The sequence below is a fragment of the Pseudomonas sp. 05N36 genome (assembly GCF_056397385.1).
In genome coordinates this window covers 60,185-79,413 of the sequence record NZ_JBFTNH010000016.1, presented here as the reverse complement: position 1 = coordinate 79,413, position 19,229 = coordinate 60,185, and the positions used below count along the sequence as shown (strand labels likewise).

Sequence of the window (19,229 nt, the reverse complement as noted above, 5' to 3'; positions counted from 1 at the left end):
TGAAGAGGCGATTGCCCGCGCGTATTCGCCTGCGCTTCTTGCCTGGAATAAAAATAATGAACCAGCCTCAATCCGCTGTCGGGAACTGCCTCGATGTGCAGTCCTTTATCAATGCCCAACCGCTGTCGCGCTATCAATGGCGGGTGGTGATCCTGTGTTTCCTGATTGTGTTTCTCGATGGCCTGGACACTGCGGCCATGGGTTTTATCGCACCGGCGCTGTCTCAGGATTGGGGGATCGACCGCGCCAGCCTCGGCCCGGTGATGAGCGCAGCGCTGATCGGCATGGTCTTCGGCGCACTGGGTTCAGGACCATTGGCTGACCGTTTTGGACGAAAAGTCGTACTGGTTGGCGCGGTGCTGTTGTTCGGCGCCTTCAGCCTGGCCTCGGCCTACAGCACAAATGTCGAGCAACTGCTGGTGCTGCGTTTCCTGACCGGGCTTGGCCTGGGCGCCGGCATGCCGAACGCCACCACGCTGCTGTCGGAGTACACCCCGGAGCGCAAAAAATCCCTGCTGGTGACCAGCATGTTCTGCGGCTTCAACCTGGGCATGGCCGGTGGCGGTTTCATCTCCGCCAAGCTGATCCCGGCGTTTGGCTGGCACAGCCTGTTGCTGATTGGCGGGGTTCTGCCGCTGATGCTCGGCGTGGTGCTGTTGCTGTGGCTGCCGGAGTCGGCGCGTTACCTGGTGGTGCGCAATCGCGGCACCGACAAGGTGCGCAAGGCACTCGCGCCGATTGATCCGGCGACTATCGCCCAGGCATCGAGTTTCAGCGTACCCGAACAGAAAACCGTAAAGGCCCGCAACGTGTTCGCGGTGATTTTCTCCGGCACTTACAGCACCGGTACGTTGTTGCTGTGGCTGACCTATTTCATGGGCTTGGTCATCGTCTACCTGTTGACCAGTTGGCTGCCGACCCTGATGCGTGACAGCGGCGCGAGCATGGAGCAGGCGGCCTTCATTGGTGCGTTGTTCCAGTTTGGCGGGGTGCTGAGTGCAGTGGCGGTGGGGTGGGCGATGGACCGGTTCAATCCGCACAAGGTGATCGGTACTTTCTACTTGTTGGCCGGGGTGTTTGCCTACGCGGTAGGGCAAAGCCTGGGCAACATCACGCTGCTGGCGACATTGGTGCTGGTCGCCGGGATGTGCGTCAACGGCGCGCAATCGGCGATGCCGTCGCTGGCGGCGCGCTTCTATCCGACTCAAGGTCGGGCCACGGGCGTGTCGTGGATGCTCGGGATTGGCCGTTTTGGGGCGATTCTCGGCGCCTGGATGGGGGCGACGTTGTTGGGCCTGGGCTGGAATTTCGAACAGGTGCTGACAGCCTTGGTGATTCCGGCCGCGCTGGCCACCACGGCGGTGGTGATCAAAGGCATGGTCAGCCATGCGGATGCGACTTGAGCAGAGTTTTTTGTTGAATGTGCGGGCCTCTTCGCGGGCAAGCCTTGCTCCTACGGGATTTCAGTCGTTTACAAATGGCGTGATCAACATCCCGTCGTAGGAGCAAGGCTTGCCCGCGATGCTTTTCGGTCGCGCAATGGGAACGATAGGAAGACAACAATCTGTTCGATAAACGAACACTTAGTCGATTATCGGATTGTTTGGGTTTTTTTGGCGGCTTAATCTTCAGTCATTCCGGCGCTGCTCATCGCGCCTTGTCCTCCACATCGGTTTACTGAGAATCGGGAGTCCAACCCCATGGCTGAAATCCTTTCGCTGCACGACGCGGTGAAGCAATTCGTCAACGACGGCGATACCGTCGCACTTGAAGGCTTCACGCACTTGATTCCGACCGCCGCGGGTCATGAAATCATTCGTCAGGGCAAGAAAGACCTGACGCTGGTGCGCATGACCCCCGACCTGGTCTACGACCAACTGATCGGTGCCGGTTGCGCTCGCAAGCTGATTTTCTCCTGGGGCGGTAACCCGGGCGTGGGCTCGCTGCACCGTCTGCGCGATGCCGTCGAGAAGCAGTGGCCGCATGCGCTGGAAATCGAAGAACACAGCCACGCCGACCTGGCCAATGCCTACGTTGCGGGCGCTTCCGGCCTGCCGTTCGCAGTGCTGCGCGCCTACGCCGGTTCCGACTTGCCGAAGGTCAACCCGTTGATCAAAAGCGTGACCTGCCCGTTCACCGGTGAAGTGCTGGCGGCGGTGCCATCGGTGCGCCCGGACGTCACGGTGATCCACGCGCAGAAGGCCGATCGCAAGGGTAATGTCTTGCTCTGGGGCATTCTTGGGGTGCAGAAGGAAGCCGCATTGGCTGCCAAGCGCTGCATCGTCACCGTTGAAGAAATCGTCGACGACCTGAAGGCGCCGATGAACGCCTGTGTCTTGCCGACCTGGGCCTTGAGCGCGGTGTGCCATGTGCCCGGTGGCGCGCATCCGTCCTACGCCCACGGTTACACCGAGCGCGACAACCGCTTCTATCAGGCCTGGGACCCGATTGCCCGCGACCGTGAAACCTTCACCGCGTGGATCAACGAATACATCCACGGCAGTGCTGACTTCAGTGAATTCCAGGCCAAGCTGGCCAAAGCGTCGGAGGCTCAATAATGGCTTACTCCACCAATGAAATGATGACCGTCGCCGCCGCTCGCCGCCTGAAGAATGGCTCGGTGTGCTTCGTCGGCATCGGCCTGCCATCGAAAGCAGCCAACCTGGCGCGTCTGACTTCCTCTCCAGATGTAGTCCTGATCTATGAATCGGGTCCGATCGGTGCCAAGCCGACGGTATTGCCGCTGTCGATCGGTGACGGCGAGCTGGCGGAAACCGCCGACACCGTCGTCCCGACCGGTGAGATTTTTCGCTACTGGTTGCAAGGCGGGCGCATTGACGTCGGTTTTCTCGGTGCCGCTCAGGTCGACCGCTTTGGCAACATCAACACCACCGTGGTCGGCGATTACCATCAGCCGAAAGTCCGCCTGCCGGGTGCCGGCGGTGCGCCGGAGATTGCCGGCTCGGCGAAAAGCGTGTTGATCATCCTTAAACAGTCGGCTCGTTCGTTTGTCGACAAACTCGACTTTATTACCTCCGTCGGCCATGGCGAAGGCGGCGACTCGCGCAAGCGTCTCGGCCTGCCGGGCGCCGGTCCCGTGGGGATCATTACTGACCTGTGCATCATGGAACCGGAAGCCGGCAGCAATGAATTCGTGGTCACCGCGCTGCACCCGGGCGTGACCCGCGAGCAAGTGATCGCCGCCACCGGTTGGGCTGTCCGCTTTGCCGATCAGCTGGAACACACCGCTGAACCGAGCGACATCGAATTGGCCGCACTGCGCGATCTTGAAGCGCGTACCGCTGCCGCCCATGGCCAAGCACCGGGAGAAGCCTGATGCGCGAGGTTTATATCTGCGATGCGATTCGCACACCGATCGGCCGTTTTGGCGGTGGTTTGTCGACGGTTCGCGCTGACGATCTGGCTGCCGTGCCGATCAAGGCACTGATGGAGCGCAACCCGAACGTCGATTGGAGCGCCGTGGACGAAGTGTTCCTCGGTTGCGCCAACCAGGCCGGCGAAGACAACCGCAACGTGGCGCGCATGGCATTGCTGCTGGCAGGGTTGCCGGACAGCATTCCCGGCGTGACCCTCAATCGCCTGTGCGCTTCGGGCATGGACGCCATCGGTACGGCGTTCCGGGCAATTGCCAGCGGTGAGATGGAGCTGGCGATTGCCGGCGGTGTCGAGTCGATGTCCCGCGCACCGTTCGTGATGGGCAAGGCCGATGCGGCGTTCTCGCGCAACATGAAACTGGAAGACACCACCATCGGCTGGCGCTTCATCAACCCGTTGATGAAGGCTCAATACGGCGTCGATGCGATGCCGCAGACGGCCGACAACGTGGCCGACGATTACGCGGTTTCCCGCGCCGATCAGGACGCTTTCGCACTGCGCAGTCAGCAACGGACGGCGGCCGCGCAAGCTGCCGGCTATTTCGCCGAAGAAATCGTCCCGGTGCGCATTGCCCACAAGAAGGGCGAAATCGTGGTCGAGCAGGACGAGCATCCGCGCGCTGATACCACCCTGGAAACCCTGAGCAAACTCAAGCCGGTCAACGGCCCGGACAAAACCGTCACCGCTGGCAACGCCTCGGGCGTGAATGACGGTGCCGCGGCGCTGATTCTCGCGTCTGCCGAAGCGGTGAAAAAACACGGTCTGACCGCCCGCGCTCGGGTATTGGGCATGGCCAGCGCTGGTGTTGCGCCGCGAGTGATGGGCATCGGCCCGGTACCGGCGGTGCGCAAGTTGACCGAACGGCTGGGCGTGGCGGTCAGCGACTTCGATGTGATCGAACTCAATGAAGCCTTTGCCAGCCAGGGCCTGGCGGTGTTGCGTGAACTCGGTCTGGCCGACGACGCAGCGCAGGTCAACCCGAACGGTGGCGCCATCGCTTTGGGTCATCCGCTGGGCATGAGCGGTGCGCGGCTGGTACTGACGGCGCTGCATCAGTTGGAAAAAACCGGCGGCAAGAAAGCACTGGCGACCATGTGCGTTGGCGTTGGCCAGGGTCTGGCACTGGCCATCGAACGGGTCTGATGCGCCGCGGCGCTATCGAACAAGAAAAGAGGATGTTTCATGACTGACAAGCCTGGTTACCGTCGCCCGCAAGCGGGCACCCAGCCGGAGTATTTGCACCCGGCCTATCAATCGACCAACCGCCGATCGCCGTCCATGCCGCTGGTGTTTTTGCCTCACTCATTGTCGGAAATCACCGGCCCGACCATTGGCGCCGAGTCTCTGCAAGAACGGGATAACGACCTGACCGCCCAGCATCAGGGCGCGCCATTGGGTGAGCGGATCATCATTCACGGCCGTGTGCTGGATGAGAATGGCTTGCCGGTGCCGGGGATTTTGCTGGAGATCTGGCAGGCTAACGCCGCTGGCCGCTACAACCATGACCGCGACCTGCATGATGCGCCGCTGGACCCGAACTTCACCGGTACTGGCCGCACCGTGACCGACGCCGATGGCTGGTACCAGTTCCAGACCATCAAGCCTGGCGCTTACCCGTGGGGCAACCACCACAACGCCTGGCGCCCGGCGCATATCCATTTCTCACTGTTCGGGCCGAGCATTCTGACCCGGCTGGTCACGCAGATGTACTTCCCCGGTGATCCGTTGCTGGCCTACGACCCGATCTACAACTGCGTACCTGACACCAGCGCCAAAGAGCGTTTGATCGCCAGTTTCGACCTGGAAAAAACCATCCCGTCCTACGCCCTCGGTTATCGCTGGGATATCGTTTTGCGCGGCCGCGATGCCACGCCGATGGAGAAATAAGATGACGCTGAACGCGACGACGTCCCACACGGTCGGGCCGTATTACCACATCGGTCTGACCTGGTTGAACCGTGAAAACCTGACCGTTGAACAAACCCTCGGCGAGCGTGTGACGATCACCGGGCAAGTGGTCGATGGCAACGGCGATTTCGTCAACGACGCGATGCTGGAAGTCTGGCAGGCCAATGCCGCTGGCAAGTATGACCATCCAGAAGACGAGCAGGACAAACCGCTGGACCCGAATTTCGAAGGGTTTGGCCGGGTGCCGGTGGACGCAGAAGGGCGATTCCGTTTCACCACCATCAAACCGGGGACTGTGCAGGGGCTCAAGGGCAGCACACAGGCGCCGCACCTGGTGGTGCTGGTGTTTGCCCGAGGCCTGGTCAAGCACTTGCTGACGCGAATCTATTTTGACGGTGAACCGGCCAACACCAGCGACCCGCTGCTGGCCTGCGTGCCAGAAGAGCGCCGCGCGACCTTGATGGCGAAAGCCAATGGGACGGGCGCGTTGCAGTGGAACGTGATCCTGCAGGGCACCGATGCCGAGACGGTGTTTTTCGATTACTGAGTTCACCGCACTTTGTGGTGAGGGAGCTTGCTCCCGCTGGTCTGCGTAGCAGACCCAAAACCTGGCTATGCAGTTTTTCATATAGAACTGGTCAGCCGGATTTACGACCGCTTCGCGGCCGAGCGGGAGCAAGCTCCCTCGCCACAGGTTTATCGCAGTGTTCGGGTTTGTTCTGTGTAGCGGGGCTGTTGCAAAGTATGTCTAGACTCTCACTGTCCCCATCGAGTGAAAAACCATGACAACAATAACCAGTCTCTACACCGCTGAAGAGCGTGGCAAAAGGATCTTTGCAATTGTCGGGGCTTCTTCCGGCAACCTGGTCGAGTGGTTCGACTTTTATGTTTATGCCTTCTGTGCGATCTATTTTGCCCCGGCGTTTTTCCCCTCCGACAACCCCACGGTACAACTGGTTAACACCGCCGGAGTATTCGCCGCAGGGTTTTTGATGCGTCCCATCGGCGGCTGGCTGTTTGGTCGGGTGGCCGACAGGCACGGGCGCAAGAACTCCATGATGATTTCGGTGCTGATGATGTGCGCCGGCTCATTGCTGATCGCCTGCCTGCCGACCTACAAGGATATCGGCGTCTGGGCGCCGCTCCTGCTGCTGGTGGCTCGCCTGATCCAGGGCGTGTCAGTGGGCGGTGAATACGGCACCACCGCGACCTACATGAGTGAAGTCGCGCTCAAGGGCCAGCGCGGTTTCTTCGCCTCGTTCCAGTACGTGACCTTGATCGGCGGCCAACTGTTGGCCGTGTCGTTGGTGGTGATCCTGCAACAGTTCCTCACCGAGGACGACCTGCGTGCCTGGGGCTGGCGGATTCCGTTCGTGGTCGGTGCGGCAGCGGCATTGATTTCGCTGTTCCTGCGTCGTTCGCTGAAAGAAACCACCAGCAAGGAAATGCGTGCAAACAAGGATGCCGGCAGCATGGCCGCGCTGTTCAAGAACAACACCGCTGCCTTTATTACCGTGCTCGGCTTCACCGCCGGCGGTTCGCTGATTTTCTACACCTTCACCACCTATATGCAGAAGTACCTGGTGAATACCGCCGGGATGCCCGCCAAGACTGCCAGTTACATCATGACCGGCGCACTGTTCCTGTATATGTGCATGCAGCCGTTGTTCGGCACGCTTGCCGACAAGATTGGCCGACGTAACTCGATGCTTTGGTTCGGTGCCCTGGGGACATTGTTCACCGTGCCGATCCTGCTGACCTTGAAGTCGGTGACCAACCCGTTCCTGGCGTTTGGGCTGATTACCGTGGCATTGGCCATCGTCAGTTTCTACACCTCGATCAGCGGTCTGGTGAAAGCCGAAATGTTCCCGCCGCAAGTCCGTGCGTTGGGGGTAGGGCTGGCCTACGCGGTGGCCAATGCGATCTTCGGCGGTTCGGCCGAGTACGTGGCCTTGAGCCTGAAATCGGTGGGTATCGAAAACTCCTTCTACTGGTACGTGACCGCGATGATGGCGGTCGCCTTCCTGTTCAGCCTGCGTTTGCCGAGAGAGGCAGCGTATCTGGAACACGATCTTTGACTTGTCGGCGCGCGCCTGAATCGGGTGCGCGCCGCGTAAGGAATTCCCTATGCAACGACCGGGCAATCAATTGTTCGATGCCTATTTCACCGCTCGAAATATGCGTGAGGTGTTCAGCGATCAGGGCCGGGTTCAGGCCATGCTCGATTTTGAAGCTGCATTGGCTCGGGCCGAAGCGCGGGTCGGGCTGATTCCGGCATCTGCCGTTGCCCCGATCGCGGCGGCTTGCCGGGCCGAGCACTATGACTTTGCGGCCCTTGGCGAGGCGATTGTGATTGCCGGTAACTCGGCGATTCCGTTGGTCAAGGCGTTGGGCAAGCAGATCGCCGCGCATGATCAGGACACCGAACGTTACGTGCATCTGGGCGCAACCAGCCAGGATGTGATGGACACCGGGCTGGTGCTGCAACTGCGTCTGGCACTGCAGTTGATCGACAGCGATCTGGCGCGACTCGGCGAAGCGCTGGCGATCCAGGCCCGACGGCATGTGGTCACGCCGCTGGCCGGACGTACCTGGCTGCAACATGCGACGCCGGTGACGCTGGGGATGAAAATCGCCGGTTGGCTGGGGGCGGTGACGCGCAGTCGGCAACGTCTGCACGCACTCAAGCCGCGCCTGCTGGTGCTGCAATTTGGTGGTGCCAGCGGAACCCTCGCAGCCCTCGGCGAGCAGGCCATGCCGATTGCCGAAGCGCTGGCGCAGGAGCTGCAACTCACGTTGCCAGAACAACCCTGGCACACCCAGCGCGACCGGCTGGTGGAGTTCGGCGCAGCGCTGGGCCTGATCGCCGGCAGCCTCGGCAAACTCGGCCGCGACATCAGCCTGCTGATGCAGACCGAAGCGGCGGAAGTCTTCGAACCTTCGGCACCGGGCAAGGGCGGCTCCTCGACCATGCCGCACAAACGCAACCCGGTGGGCGCGGCGGTGCTGATCGGTGCTGCGACGCGCGTTCCCGGATTGCTGTCGACACTGTTCAGCGCCATGCCGCAAGAGCACGAACGCAGCCTGGGGTTATGGCATGCCGAGTGGGAAACCCTGCCGGAAATCTGCTGCCTGGTGTCCGGTGCCTTGCAGCAAGCGCTGTTGATTACAGAAGGGCTGGAGGTCGACGCCGAGCGCATGGCGCAGAACCTCGATTTGACCCAAGGCCTGGTGCTGGCCGAAGCCGTCAGCATCGTGCTGGCCCAACGGATCGGTCGCGACAAAGCCCACCATCTGCTGGAGCTGTGCTGCAAACGCGCGGTGGCCGAGCAGCGACATTTACGTGCGGTGCTCGGTGATGAGCCACAGGTGACTGCCGAGCTATCGGGCGCTGAACTCGATCAATTGATGAACCCTGCGCACTACCTGGGTCAGGCTCAGACCTGGGTTGAGCGTGCGCTGGCCGAACATTTTGCCCTGACTGCCTGAAGGAGAATTTCTGTGGGATTCGTACAACTCGCCGATGGCGAACTGAACTACCAACTCGACGGTCCGGAACACGCTCCGGTGCTGGTGCTGTCCAACTCGCTGGGCACCGACCTGCACATGTGGGACGCGCAGATTCCGGCGTTCACCAAGCACTTTCGGGTGCTGCGTTTCGACACGCGCGGTCACGGCCATTCGCTGGTGACGCCGGGGCCGTACAGCATCGAGCAGTTGGGCCGTGACGTGCTGGCGTTGCTGGATGCCCTGAACATCGAGCGCGCCCATTTTTGCGGCCTGTCCATGGGCGGGTTGATCGGTCAGTGGCTGGGGATCAACGCCGGCGAGCGTCTGCACAAACTGGTGGTGTGCAACACCGCGGCGAAGATCGGTGATCCTTCTGTGTGGAACCCGCGTATCGAAACCGTGCTGCGCGACGGTCCGGCGGCGATGGTCGCCCTGCGCGATGCATCGATTGCCCGTTGGTTTACCCCGGACTTTGCCCAAGCCAATCCAGCGGTGGCGAAGCAGATCACCGACATGCTCGCCGCCACTTCACCGCAAGGTTATGCCGCCAATTGCGCGGCGGTACGCGATGCCGATTTCCGCGAGCAACTGGCATCGATCACGGTACCGACCCTGGTCATCGCCGGCACCGAAGACGCGGTCACGCCACCTTCTGGCGGGCACTTCATTCAAGAACGGGTGAGAGGCGCCGAGTACGCCGAGTTCTATGCCGCCCATCTGTCCAACGTTCAGGCCGGCAGCGCGTTCAGTGAACGGGTGCTGGGTTTTTTGTTGGCTGAACAGTCTATTTGAGGAGCGATTTGTGGACGAGAAACAACGTTACGCCGACGGCATGCAAGTGCGTCGCGCGGTGCTCGGCGATGCCCATGTCGATCGCAGCCTGGCGACCCTGACCGAGTTCAATGCGGAGTTCCAGGACATGATCACCCGCCACGCCTGGGGTGACATCTGGACCCGCCCAGGCTTGCCACGCCACACCCGCAGCCTGATCACCATCGCCATGCTGATCGGCATGAACCGCAACGAAGAGCTGAAAATGCACCTGCGTAGCGCGGCGAACAATGGCGTCACCCGCGCCGAGATCAAGGAAGTGCTGATGCAGAGCGCGATCTACTGCGGCATTCCGGCGGCCAATGCAACCTTCCACCTGGCCGAGTCGGTGTGGGATGAGTTGGGTGTCGAATCGCGCGAGTAGTCGCGACCTCAGGCCCTGACACGGCTGTCAGGGCCGCACTGCCTCAATGAGAGTTGCTGTCCCAGAACCAGCTCCATACGCCAGGCAAATGCACCGGTTGGTTGGCATCGCGCACGGTGCGGGCCATGGCGGCGCGTTGCACGGCAGCCTGGTCGTCGTAAAACGGTTTGGCGGCGGTTGTCACGCCGCTCTCGCGGGCGCTGTCGAGCAGAATCTGTAGATATTCCCCCATATGCCAGGACGTGTAGCGATTGAGGTCGTGAAACGTCACCACCACCGGAATAACACCGTCGACCGTCGGCAGTTCGCCGGCGGCAATCCGTTCGCGCACCTCGGACATTTGCCTGAGCATGTTGGAGCGTCGGCGCGGGCTGCCATTGAAGCCCCATATCTTGCCGTCATTGGCGCTCAGATCGGTCAGCAACACATGCAAGCCATGTTGTTGATAGGCGGCGAAGGTGCGTTTGTCGTAATTCCAGAACGGTGGCCGCAGCAGTACCGGCGTGCTGCCGGTGATCGCCGCAATGTCCCCAGAGCCTTGGGTGAGCGACTGTTCGAGTTCTTCCGGGGAGAGCGAGCGGTGATTGGTATGCCACTGCGTGGCGGTGTGGAAGCCCAGGGTCTGGCCCTCGGCATGTTCGCGCTGCATGATTGTTTTGCCCAGTTCGCTGCCACCGGCCCGGGGGGCTTGTGTCTGCACGAAGAACACCGCCTTGATACCCGGTTCAATCGGATTGTTGGCGAGTACATCGAGAACGGCACTGGTCGGATTGAAAAAACTGGACGCGCTTGGACCGTCGTCGAAGGTCAGCAGAAAGCGGATTGGCGGGGTCGAGCGCAGAATCTGCTCGGTCTTCGGGGTCAATTCGATCGGCGGGCCGATACAGCCGCTGAGGCCGACCGTTACGGCAAGGACGGATAAGACAGCAGCGATCAGTTTCATGTTTTTGCTTTGGCCTACGACAGATCAGGACGAATGCAGACTGTCGGCGCGCAGTTATTCACCTCGCCGCCAACCGTCGCTCCTATGGAAGTCTCCATAGGAGCATAACGGTGCTGAACGGTTCATGTCCTCGCGGTATTTTTATCGCATCAGAGCAGGCTGATCGGATAGCTGACGATCAGGCGGTTTTCGTCGAACTCGTTGTTGCTGTAGTCCCGACGCATGGTCGAGTTACGCCACCTGACGTTGAGGTTTTTCAGGCTGCCACTTTGCACGGTGTAGCCGATTTCGCTCTCGCGGCCCCATTCCTTGCCGTCGGTGACGGTCCCGGTGTGCACATTAGAACCGCTGATGTAGCGGTTCATCAGGGTCAGACCGGGAATGCCGAGGGCGGCGAAGTTGTAGTCGTGGCGCAGTTGCCAGGATTTCTCCCGGGCGTTGTCGTAGCTCGAGTTGTAACTGTCGTTGGCCAGCGTTCCGCCGCTGGTGCCGTTGACCCGCATCCAGGCGCTGTCGCCGGTGAGCTTCTGCAAGCCGACATAGAAGGTGTTGCCGCCATATTTGGCCGAGAACAGCCCGGACCAGGTTTTGTTATCGAGGTCGCCGGCCCGTGCGCTGCCATCTTCCTTGCCATAGAAGAAGCCAAGGTTGGCGCCCAGCGTCCAGTCGCCCAGTGGCTGGGTGTGGACCAGGTTGATGAATTGCTGGCTGTAGATGTCCTTGAGCTGGGCATTCCACACCCCGATTTGCGTGCGCTTGTCGTTAAAGCTGTATTCGGCGCCCTCGAAGTTGAAACGGTCGGACGTGACGGCGGGTTTACCGGTCATCGACATGTCACTCATGCTGCTGTCGTCACGCGGGCTGTTAGCGTGCATCTGACCACCGTAGAGCGTCAGGCCGTCGATTTCCTTCGAGGTGATCTGACCACCACGAAACGTTTGCGGCAACGAACGCCCATCGTCCGAACGCAGGATCGGCAACACCGGCATCCATTCACCGACTTTCAACTCGGTCTTGGAAAGCTTCGTCTTGAACGCCACACCCAGACGTCCGAAGTCATCGGCGGGGCGGCCATCGTGGTCCAGCGGCAGCAACTGCGTCCCGCCAGTGCCGCGTCCGCCATCGAGTTTCACCGAGTACAGGCCCAACACGTCCATGCCGAAACCGACGGTGCCCTGGGTGAACCCGGATTTTGCATCGAGGATGAAGCTTTGCGTCCATTCTGCCGCCGTGCCCTGCGCGTGGGTCGGGTTGGTGAAGTTGCGGTTGAAGTAGAAGTTGCGCAGGTTGAGGTTGGCCTGGGCGCCGTCTAGAAAGCCTGGCTCTTCGGCTAGCGCCGGCAGGGCTGCGCTGACCAGTGCGCTGGTCAATAGAGTCGGCAAAAGCTGTTTTGCACAGGTGGAAGGCTTCATGAAGTCGGGTCTCTCTAATTGTTAGGGATGAAGCAGGACGCAGCCGCAACCAAGGGGTTGCAGACAAAAATTCGAATTCGGGTCAACGAACGGGAGAGATCAGCCGGAGCGGGTAGGGTGTGCAGTCATGGTGCCGGACCTGTTGTTATTGGTTCTTGTCGGTGGGGAATGGTGCGGGGGATCAAGGGCGGGATTCAATCGGGCGTACCGGGTTTTGGGCGATAATCGAACACTAATCGATGCCTGTCGGATCGTCAGCGGCATGAAGCATTGTTAATTAAATCCCATAGTTATTCGGGTCAATAATGGGTGTCTGGCGTTGTGTTCTATTAATGACGCATTGCTGTCCAGTGGCTATTAAATAGAAGTGACTATTGCTTTGGTTGTAAGATGTTTCCTACAGTTTTCATTGTCATTAAAGCGTTATCCATCATCGCCGGTCAACCTTAAGAAACGGTGTTATCGATTATCGTGAAACGGTTTAAAGGCAATCGTGGTATCGCTGGAAAAGAGCAGTGGCCTTGCTATATTCAAAGTCCCCAGGGCGGGCGAAGGAAAGTTTCATGCGTCGTCAGGGGGGCATTTTCCGTCATGCCGTAATAACAAGGAGAAGTACCATGAGCAATAAAGTCAATCAGCAAACCTTGGCCGCGGTTGTTGGACGTGCGGTGCTGGATCCGGGGTTTGCCGATGCACTTCACAATGATCCTGCCACGGCAGCTAAAAATGTCGGTGTGCATCTAAGTGCTGATGAGATTGCGGCGGTTAAAGGCATTGATGCTGCAAAACTGTCGGCGGCCTCTGCCGGTATTCGAAGTAATCTGGGGACGCGTGCCATATTTGATACCCAGCAACAGCAAGCGCGCATGGATTAACGGCCGGTGATGCCATTTGGCGTACCCCGAAAGGTGGGTCTTTCACGCAGGTACGCCGAATGGCTTTATGAAATGTCATGAGGCACAGCGGTCGAGCGCGGAGTGAATGACTCATGTCTGTCACCTTGGCTCCAATGGATAACGCGGACTTTGCAACGTTCGCCGAAAGAGCCGTTGCTGAATATGGTGACGGTATGGTCGTCTCGGGTGAGTGGGCCCATGAGGAGGCCTCGCAAAGGGCACGCAGTGTCTTCGAGCAGTTGTTGCCGCAAGGGCGATTGACTGAAAAAAACCAACTCTGGGTGATCAAGGATCAAGAACGTCGCATTGGCGAGTTGTGGGTTGCCGAGCGACACACCGGTGCTGGCAAGAGTGCCTTCATCCTGGACATTTACATTGACCCCGGAGAGCGCCGCCGGGGTTATGCAAAACAATCACTGTTGGCCCTGGAGTCATGGGCACGCCAGGCGGGATGCGAAGAAGTGCGGCTGCATGTCTTTGGTCGCAACGATGCGGCGCGTCGTCTTTATGAACAATCAGGGTATGGCATCGCCAGTCTGACGATGGCGAAGCCGTTGCCGCCTACCTAAGGGAAGGTTGAAAAATGGAAATCGGGAACAGTGGTCTGCGTGAGCTATCCGATGACGAGTTGTTTCAGGGCACGACATTCCTGCCGGACACGGATCCTTCACGATTCGACGTATTGCTGGAACGTGTCAGTCGAAATCGCTACACAAGCTTTGTTGCGCTGTACACCGAACTTTTTCAACTGTTTCCCAATGCTCCGCAGTTGGCGGAGTTTTTCGAGCAGGCATTCAATCTTATCGTGCCGCCGACCCGCGAGCAGCGCGTGATTATTAATGATCCGGTGTTTCAAGTGTGGAGTGTATTGACTGCTCATTATGCCAACCTGGTCATCACGAAAAAGGCGGCGAATACCGATGAGTTAGAGCACATGTTGATCGAGTTCCCGCTGATGCTGGCGCGGGTGAAAAAGAACGACAGTATTCATATGAATGATTACTGCCCACCCGTGTATCGTTTTAATGTTGATCCGTTGGTGGCGAGAGTGGCGCCGCCCAGTTATGAGTTTCCGCAAGATGAAGCAAGCCGTAAACAATTGGAGCGTCATGGTCACTCCGTGAGTTTTTTTTGCGATGTGGTGAATATTGCGCTGTTGCGGATAGAACACTCGTGGCCCGCCTGTCGCGAACAGTTTAGAAAACTGGTCAAGTCCATTTGTTATTTGCCCGATGGCTCATTTCGAAGCTGCTCGGCTTCGCGCTTCACCGGGATCATCCTCATCTCGAACCGGGATGATTCGATACTCGACCTCGAAGAGTCGCTGGTGCATGAGGCCACTCATCAGTTGCTCTACAACATTGTCGAAGTGTGCCCGGTCGTCAGGGATGAGACCTCGCGGGAGGCACTGTTCACCTTGCCGTGGTCGGGGCAGAAGCGTGACCTCTATGGCTATTTCCACGCGTTTTTCGTGTACGTCGCGTTGGTCAAATACCTGGAGCGGGTTCGTTCGCGCTCGTCCCAAGAACTGCAGCGGGCACAAAAACGCCTGGTGTTCATCCTGCAAGGCTTGATCAAGGCGTTACCCGATTTCGAAGCGTGCACGGATTTCACCCCTCAAGGCCGCCAACTGCTGGAAAACCTGATCAAGGAAGTCAGGGCGCTGGAAACTCAACACGCCGCGTTGTTGGCGATATCGGGCGCTGCGGCGGGGGCTAAACGCATGCTGGGCCTGACCGGTTGACGCCAGGGAGGCGGACATGGCGATGTTTGATGCTTCGCAATTTCCCGAGGCCGGCGTCGGGCTGGAATACCATTTGCCACGGCACACGCCTCAGGGGGAGTTATCGGAGGAGGGGCTCGACCCGACCGTTGAACGGATTCTCGCCGAGGGCTTGCCGCATTTCGATTACGTCGAGTTTCAGCCGACGCACTGCATTCTGGAGCCGCGTCTGCTTGAGCTCGGTGCGCAAGTACCGAGCTTGCTGCATTCTTCCAGTTTGTCCCTGGGCAGCGTGGGCATCGCGATGGACCGCGAGTTTCTGCACATGACTCGGCGGCTGTGCGAGAAAACCCGCTCACCCTGGCTGGCCGAGCATATTTCCTGGTCGCGGTTCCAAGGTGGCGACACTCAGCATTTCATTTTGCCGACCCTGGCCCAAGAAGTGGCTGACACGGTGGTGGCCAACGCCATCGAATTGCGTGACCTCACGGCAACGCTGCTGGTACTGGAAAACGCGCCGCGGTTGTTTTCGTTGCACGATGCACAAGAGCAATCTGAAGGCGCGTTCATCTCCAAGGTGGTGGAGCGCAGTGACTCGGGCTTTCTGCTGGACCTCGACAGCGCGATTGCGACCGCCAGAACCCTGGGTTATGACCTGAACACCTACTTGCGTTCGTTGCCGCTGGACCGGCTGATTGAAATACATACCGGCCATCCGCGGCGGGATTGGGACATCTTGCGTCATTTGTTTGATTCATCGCCGGTGAAAGCGATCACCCTTGAGTGGGATATTTCCCGCAAAACCGATGATGCAGAATTGTTGACCTTGATCACGGCCATCAAGTCCCTTCAGCCCAAAGCCCTGTTCTGGCAGGGTTTTGCCCGGCAAGCGCCGCAAACGCAACTCGAGCAGGGGGCGCAAACCCTGTTGAAACTCAGGGAAAGCACCTGGCTCAGCGTCGGCTCGACGTCGTTTTTTATCCGGGATCGGCAGTGGGACCTGAGTCTGGAATTCGGTGTGATATTTCTGCCGTTGCTGCGCCACTTCCTGACTCCCCAGACACTGGGCAGTGCCTTGTTGCTGCCGGGGGTTTTGCAGAGTCCCGAGCAGGACGACAACCTGGCGTTCCTGCGGGAACTGATCAACCTGGGTGTGCTGCAGCCGGTCGAGACGCCATCTGACACTGCCGCTTCTGTTGAGCGTAGCCACCCGGCCAGCCTTTGGGTCCACTGGGACGCGGCGCTGGAGTTTTACCTGAGCACCCGCACCGGGTCGCATACGCCTTACATCAGTGTCAGCGATCTGGAAACGCAGCTTGAGCAAAAGGCCTCGGCGCGACGTCAGCCGTCGGCGTTCAAGGATTATTTCTCCCATCCTTTTGTTGCCCTGGAAAACCCGCTGCTGGCGCCTTCCGGCGCGATCGCCCAATCGACATTGCTCGATGCGCTGTGCGAGCGCCGCACGTCGCGCACCTTCAGCGACCGGCCGTTGAGCGCGCAGCAATTGTCCCTGTTGCTCTACTACACGTGGGGCGCGACGGTCATGGAACAGAACCGCATGGGGGATTATTTCCTGAAGAAAACCTCACCGGCCGGCGGTTCGCTGCAGGGTACCGAGGTGTATGCGGTGCTGATGAATGTGCAAGGTTTCGAGCGCGGTCTTTACCACTATTCGGTACGCCGCCACGGGCTTGAGTTGTTGTCACGGGAAGACCCGCGAGTCTGGATCAGCGACGCCTGTGGCGAGCAGCCGTGGATCAAGGACGCGGCGGCAGTGTTTGTGTCCACGGCGCGGGTCGAGCGGATGGCCTGGAAATACGAGTTCAGCCGGGCACTGCGGGTGGCGCTGATGGATGCCGGGCATTTGAGTCAGACCTTTTCACTGGTGGCCACGGCCCTTGGGCTGGGGTGTTTCACCACCGCGGCATTACGCGATGAAGTGTTCGAAAACCGGCTGGGACTCCACTATCTGGAGGAGCCGGTGTTTCTGGTTAATGGGGTTGGAGGGGGCCGTCTGTCAGTTAAGCCGTAACGCGCCCCGTAGCAGCTGCCGAGCCCGCGAGGCTGCGTTAGAGGCGGGCCGCGTTCGGACGCAGTCCTCGCCAACCCTGCGTACGCGGTTTACCTGAATGAACGTGTTGCATGATTTTACGACTGCTTCGCCCGAGCGCGGACCGAGCCGAACGCAGCCTCGCGGGCTCGGCAGCTGCTACGGGTGTTTAAGCTTGCCCACGCAGCGCCCATCAGAGGCTACAGCGCCTTGCGTCACGGCCTACACCTGCGCCAGAATCCGCCGGCTTGTGCGCCTTGGTCGTCGCCTCTATTGTTTCCGTGTCACTGCCCATCAGTGATCGGGTTTAGTCGCCCGTCGTAGCTAAGTCGCATCAGTGCCAATCAGTCAGGTATCCCATCCCTGCGCTTGATGGTGGCTGTGCGCAGGGCGCCCTCGGGCGCGCCGATTTCTTAGCTCGTCGGTCGACTAACCTGCGTACAGCCGCCACCCATTCGTTTAGTCGCGAACAGGTTGCAGCCTCACTTAAAGAGAGCTAAGCCAATGTTCAAAGCCACTCCCAATCCCCCTGATACCGAAAGCACCTCTCCCTACGCCTCCCTCGACTCAAAAGAACTCCACGCCGCCGCACACCGCGCGCTCGACCATTACCTGGTGCTACCCGAAACCAAGCAGTTGTTAGCCGACCGACGCCCCGGCTGCATTTTCGTGATCGCCCCCGACATCGACAGCGAAACCCTGCTGGCCCACGCCTGCGAAACCCTCGCCTCGGCCAATGTCATGGCCAGCGATCTGGCGTTCGACCTCGAAGGCCCCAAACGCAATACCGCACTGGCGATTCAGCAGATGATTTCTCTGGCCGAACTGGCGGTGAATCGGGCACTGGACCACCTCGATCCACCGGAGTAACAGCTGCTACGGTTTGCGTAACGGCTTAACCGACAGACATTAGGCAAGAAAGCGGGTTTTCTATTGGTGATTGGATCAGCAGCACCGATACCATCGGTCGGAATCCGCCGCTACCTGTTATTTCTGACAGTAGCTGCGCGGTTTCGCTTGGTGTTGGATGGCAACATCCACCGCTGATCCAGGTGCTTGTTCATGACTTCGCTGAATACTGCCGAGCAAACGCTTGTCGACCTCCCGGACTTTGAGGCGCCTGCCATCAGGCAAGCGCCCGATGATGTTGAGCTGTTTCCGATCACGCCCGATGGCCGTTTGACCCTGGAGATCAAGGGTGGGTTGCTCAAGGACGACCGAATCATTGTCAGTTGCATAGCCGAACCCGGTAGCCACAAGGATGCGTCATACACGTCGCCGCCATTACTGATAACCAGGGATGGCTCCAGGGTCATCAACCTGCCTTTGTCGATTATTGCCTTCAGTCTGGATCAGACAATCACCTTCAAGTATGAGGTCGAGCGCAGAGGAGAGAAGAAAGACTCGGCGTCGTTGGTGTTGAACGTGTTACCCATTCCGCTGGAACGACTACCCATGCCGCGAGCGCTTGATGCGGATGAGTGGGGAGAGGGGGAGGTGTGGGACCTGACGGAGGGGACCCATGACCGTACGATCCGGCTGGATACGTGGCCGCTGATTGCGCCTGGGCAGTGTGTCTCTTTGCTCTTGTTAGGCGAAAAAACGGACGGATCATCTTGGTGGAGCATTGTTCTTGCGTCGTATAAAGACAATGCGGCACCTTGGGGTAATGCCGCTTACCTCGATGTACAGGCGCCCTTTCAGGATTTGAAGCATGTTCGTAATGGCAGTCGCGTGACGTTAGAGTTCAAGGTCCATTTCAATCAAATCTGGAACTCACCCAAGGAAGTCAGCTTCCCGGTGAGAGCCTACACAGTCATGACAAATGAGCTGGCAACTCCCGAGATTCTTTCGGTGACGGATTCCAAAGGGGTTAAGATTCCTGATGGAGGCCGTACTAAAGATCCTTGGCTGACAATGTGGGTTGCGGGGGAGCGGGATGAGACTTTTAATATTTATGATGGTACTAACTTCGTTACCGGCTCTGACTTTTATGATGATGGTACTTGGTCGGGCCTGCCCCAGAGACCGTTCAGCGAGGGCGATCATTCCATCAGAGTTGTGGTGAAGTACGGCCTCAAACCCGAGTCAAAAACCTGGGGGTTTACCATTGAACCACCCTCGGAAACCTAATCGTTTTCGGTGTCTTTTTTGCTCGTTCAACGCCGACTTCCAGTCCATAAAAAACCCACCAAT

18 protein-coding genes are annotated in these 19,229 nt (G+C 59.3%); 16 read left to right on the top strand and 2 right to left on the bottom strand.

Annotated elements, in window-relative coordinates; genetic code table 11:
• Nucleotides 1-56: 56 nt before the first annotated feature.
• The 10 genes from pcaK to pcaC all read left to right on the top strand — a co-directional run bounded on the left by pcaK (nucleotide 57) and on the right by pcaC (nucleotide 10,009).
• Entirely contained in the window at nucleotides 57-1,403 is a 1,347-nt protein-coding gene (pcaK, locus tag AC1DIH_RS19760; protein ID WP_477772974.1) for a 4-hydroxybenzoate transporter PcaK, read from the top strand.
• A gap of 297 nt (nucleotides 1,404-1,700) precedes the next feature.
• The gene (locus AC1DIH_RS19755; protein WP_054596031.1) at nucleotides 1,701-2,558 is read left to right on the top strand and encodes a CoA transferase subunit A; all 858 of its coding nucleotides are present in this window, start codon (nucleotides 1,701-1,703) and stop codon (nucleotides 2,556-2,558) included.
• Nucleotides 2,555-3,337 carry a CoA-transferase subunit beta gene (locus tag AC1DIH_RS19750; RefSeq protein WP_477773051.1) on the top strand — a complete coding sequence of 261 codons (783 nt, stop codon included), beginning with the start codon at nucleotides 2,555-2,557 and terminating at the stop codon, nucleotides 3,335-3,337. The genes AC1DIH_RS19755 and AC1DIH_RS19750 overlap by 4 nt, the downstream gene beginning before the upstream one ends.
• Complete coding sequence (gene pcaF, locus AC1DIH_RS19745; RefSeq protein WP_477773050.1) at nucleotides 3,334-4,539, top strand: 3-oxoadipyl-CoA thiolase; 1,206 nt, start codon at nucleotides 3,334-3,336, stop codon at nucleotides 4,537-4,539. The genes AC1DIH_RS19750 and pcaF overlap by 4 nt, the downstream gene beginning before the upstream one ends.
• Before the next feature lie 39 nt (nucleotides 4,540-4,578).
• Nucleotides 4,579-5,283 (top strand): protocatechuate 3,4-dioxygenase subunit beta, encoded by a 705-nt coding sequence (gene pcaH / locus AC1DIH_RS19740; RefSeq protein WP_477772973.1) that lies wholly within the window; start codon nucleotides 4,579-4,581, stop codon nucleotides 5,281-5,283.
• Between the two features lies 1 nt (nucleotide 5,284).
• Nucleotides 5,285-5,851, top strand: coding sequence for a protocatechuate 3,4-dioxygenase subunit alpha (gene pcaG, locus AC1DIH_RS19735; RefSeq protein ID WP_477772972.1), 567 nt, complete (start codon nucleotides 5,285-5,287; stop codon nucleotides 5,849-5,851).
• A gap of 235 nt (nucleotides 5,852-6,086) precedes the next feature.
• Nucleotides 6,087-7,382 (top strand): MFS family transporter, encoded by a 1,296-nt coding sequence (locus AC1DIH_RS19730; RefSeq protein ID WP_477772971.1) that lies wholly within the window; start codon nucleotides 6,087-6,089, stop codon nucleotides 7,380-7,382.
• Nucleotides 7,383-7,431: 49 nt separating this feature from the next.
• A complete protein-coding gene (locus AC1DIH_RS19725; RefSeq protein WP_477772970.1) occupies nucleotides 7,432-8,793 on the top strand; it encodes a 3-carboxy-cis,cis-muconate cycloisomerase in 1,362 nt (453 codons plus the stop codon).
• Nucleotides 8,794-8,805: 12 nt separating this feature from the next.
• A complete protein-coding gene (pcaD, locus tag AC1DIH_RS19720; RefSeq protein WP_477772969.1) occupies nucleotides 8,806-9,606 on the top strand; it encodes a 3-oxoadipate enol-lactonase in 801 nt (266 codons plus the stop codon).
• Nucleotides 9,607-9,616: 10 nt separating this feature from the next.
• On the top strand, nucleotides 9,617-10,009 hold the full coding sequence (gene pcaC, locus AC1DIH_RS19715) for a 4-carboxymuconolactone decarboxylase (protein ID WP_477772968.1): 393 nt from the start codon (nucleotides 9,617-9,619) through the stop codon (nucleotides 10,007-10,009).
• Nucleotides 10,010-10,052: 43 nt separating this feature from the next.
• Here the strand turns inward: pcaC and AC1DIH_RS19710 are convergent, their stop codons facing one another.
• A complete protein-coding gene (locus AC1DIH_RS19710) occupies nucleotides 10,053-10,952 on the bottom strand; it encodes a polysaccharide deacetylase family protein (protein ID WP_477772967.1) in 900 nt (299 codons plus the stop codon).
• Between the two features lie 149 nt (nucleotides 10,953-11,101).
• Nucleotides 11,102-12,364 carry an OprD family porin gene (locus AC1DIH_RS19705; protein WP_477772966.1) on the bottom strand — a complete coding sequence of 421 codons (1,263 nt, stop codon included), beginning with the start codon at nucleotides 12,362-12,364 and terminating at the stop codon, nucleotides 11,102-11,104.
• Nucleotides 12,365-12,981: 617 nt separating this feature from the next.
• Between AC1DIH_RS19705 and AC1DIH_RS19700 the strand changes: the two genes are divergently transcribed.
• The 6 genes from AC1DIH_RS19700 to AC1DIH_RS19675 all read left to right on the top strand — a co-directional run bounded on the left by AC1DIH_RS19700 (nucleotide 12,982) and on the right by AC1DIH_RS19675 (nucleotide 19,166).
• The gene (locus AC1DIH_RS19700; RefSeq protein WP_477772965.1) at nucleotides 12,982-13,239 is read left to right on the top strand and encodes an Os1348 family RiPP precursor; all 258 of its coding nucleotides are present in this window, start codon (nucleotides 12,982-12,984) and stop codon (nucleotides 13,237-13,239) included.
• A 113-nt stretch (nucleotides 13,240-13,352) separates the two neighbouring features.
• Complete coding sequence (locus AC1DIH_RS19695; protein ID WP_477772964.1) at nucleotides 13,353-13,829, top strand: GNAT family N-acetyltransferase; 477 nt, start codon at nucleotides 13,353-13,355, stop codon at nucleotides 13,827-13,829.
• Between the two features lie 113 nt (nucleotides 13,830-13,942).
• On the top strand, nucleotides 13,943-15,004 hold the full coding sequence (locus AC1DIH_RS19690) for an aKG-HExxH-type peptide beta-hydroxylase (protein WP_477772963.1): 1,062 nt from the start codon (nucleotides 13,943-13,945) through the stop codon (nucleotides 15,002-15,004).
• A 16-nt stretch (nucleotides 15,005-15,020) separates the two neighbouring features.
• Entirely contained in the window at nucleotides 15,021-17,015 is a 1,995-nt protein-coding gene (locus AC1DIH_RS19685; RefSeq protein ID WP_477772962.1) for a multinuclear nonheme iron-dependent oxidase, read from the top strand.
• Nucleotides 17,016-17,537: 522 nt separating this feature from the next.
• Complete coding sequence (locus AC1DIH_RS19680; RefSeq protein ID WP_477772961.1) at nucleotides 17,538-17,903, top strand: DUF6124 family protein; 366 nt, start codon at nucleotides 17,538-17,540, stop codon at nucleotides 17,901-17,903.
• A 192-nt stretch (nucleotides 17,904-18,095) separates the two neighbouring features.
• Nucleotides 18,096-19,166: a hypothetical protein gene (locus tag AC1DIH_RS19675; RefSeq protein WP_477772960.1), complete on the top strand. Its 1,071-nt coding sequence runs from the start codon at nucleotides 18,096-18,098 to the stop codon at nucleotides 19,164-19,166.
• Nucleotides 19,167-19,229 lie beyond the last annotated feature (63 nt).

What these genes read in the sequence shown, in the direction of transcription:
- pcaK (WP_477772974.1), top strand. Translation starts at nt 57, where the DNA reads ATGAACCAGCCTCAATCCGCTGTCGGGAACTGCCTCGATGTGCAGTCC.
- AC1DIH_RS19755 (WP_054596031.1), top strand. Translation starts at nt 1,701, where the DNA reads ATGGCTGAAATCCTTTCGCTGCACGACGCGGTGAAGCAATTCGTCAAC.
- pcaH (WP_477772973.1), top strand. Translation starts at nt 4,579, where the DNA reads ATGACTGACAAGCCTGGTTACCGTCGCCCGCAAGCGGGCACCCAGCCG.
- pcaG (WP_477772972.1), top strand. Translation starts at nt 5,285, where the DNA reads ATGACGCTGAACGCGACGACGTCCCACACGGTCGGGCCGTATTACCAC.
- AC1DIH_RS19730 (WP_477772971.1), top strand. Translation starts at nt 6,087, where the DNA reads ATGACAACAATAACCAGTCTCTACACCGCTGAAGAGCGTGGCAAAAGG.
- AC1DIH_RS19725 (WP_477772970.1), top strand. Translation starts at nt 7,432, where the DNA reads ATGCAACGACCGGGCAATCAATTGTTCGATGCCTATTTCACCGCTCGA.
- AC1DIH_RS19710 (WP_477772967.1), bottom strand. Translation starts at nt 10,952, where the DNA reads ATGAAACTGATCGCTGCTGTCTTATCCGTCCTTGCCGTAACGGTCGGC.
- AC1DIH_RS19705 (WP_477772966.1), bottom strand. Translation starts at nt 12,364, where the DNA reads ATGAAGCCTTCCACCTGTGCAAAACAGCTTTTGCCGACTCTATTGACC.
- AC1DIH_RS19700 (WP_477772965.1), top strand. Translation starts at nt 12,982, where the DNA reads ATGAGCAATAAAGTCAATCAGCAAACCTTGGCCGCGGTTGTTGGACGT.
- AC1DIH_RS19695 (WP_477772964.1), top strand. Translation starts at nt 13,353, where the DNA reads ATGTCTGTCACCTTGGCTCCAATGGATAACGCGGACTTTGCAACGTTC.
- AC1DIH_RS19685 (WP_477772962.1), top strand. Translation starts at nt 15,021, where the DNA reads ATGGCGATGTTTGATGCTTCGCAATTTCCCGAGGCCGGCGTCGGGCTG.
- AC1DIH_RS19680 (WP_477772961.1), top strand. Translation starts at nt 17,538, where the DNA reads ATGTTCAAAGCCACTCCCAATCCCCCTGATACCGAAAGCACCTCTCCC.
- AC1DIH_RS19675 (WP_477772960.1), top strand. Translation starts at nt 18,096, where the DNA reads ATGACTTCGCTGAATACTGCCGAGCAAACGCTTGTCGACCTCCCGGAC.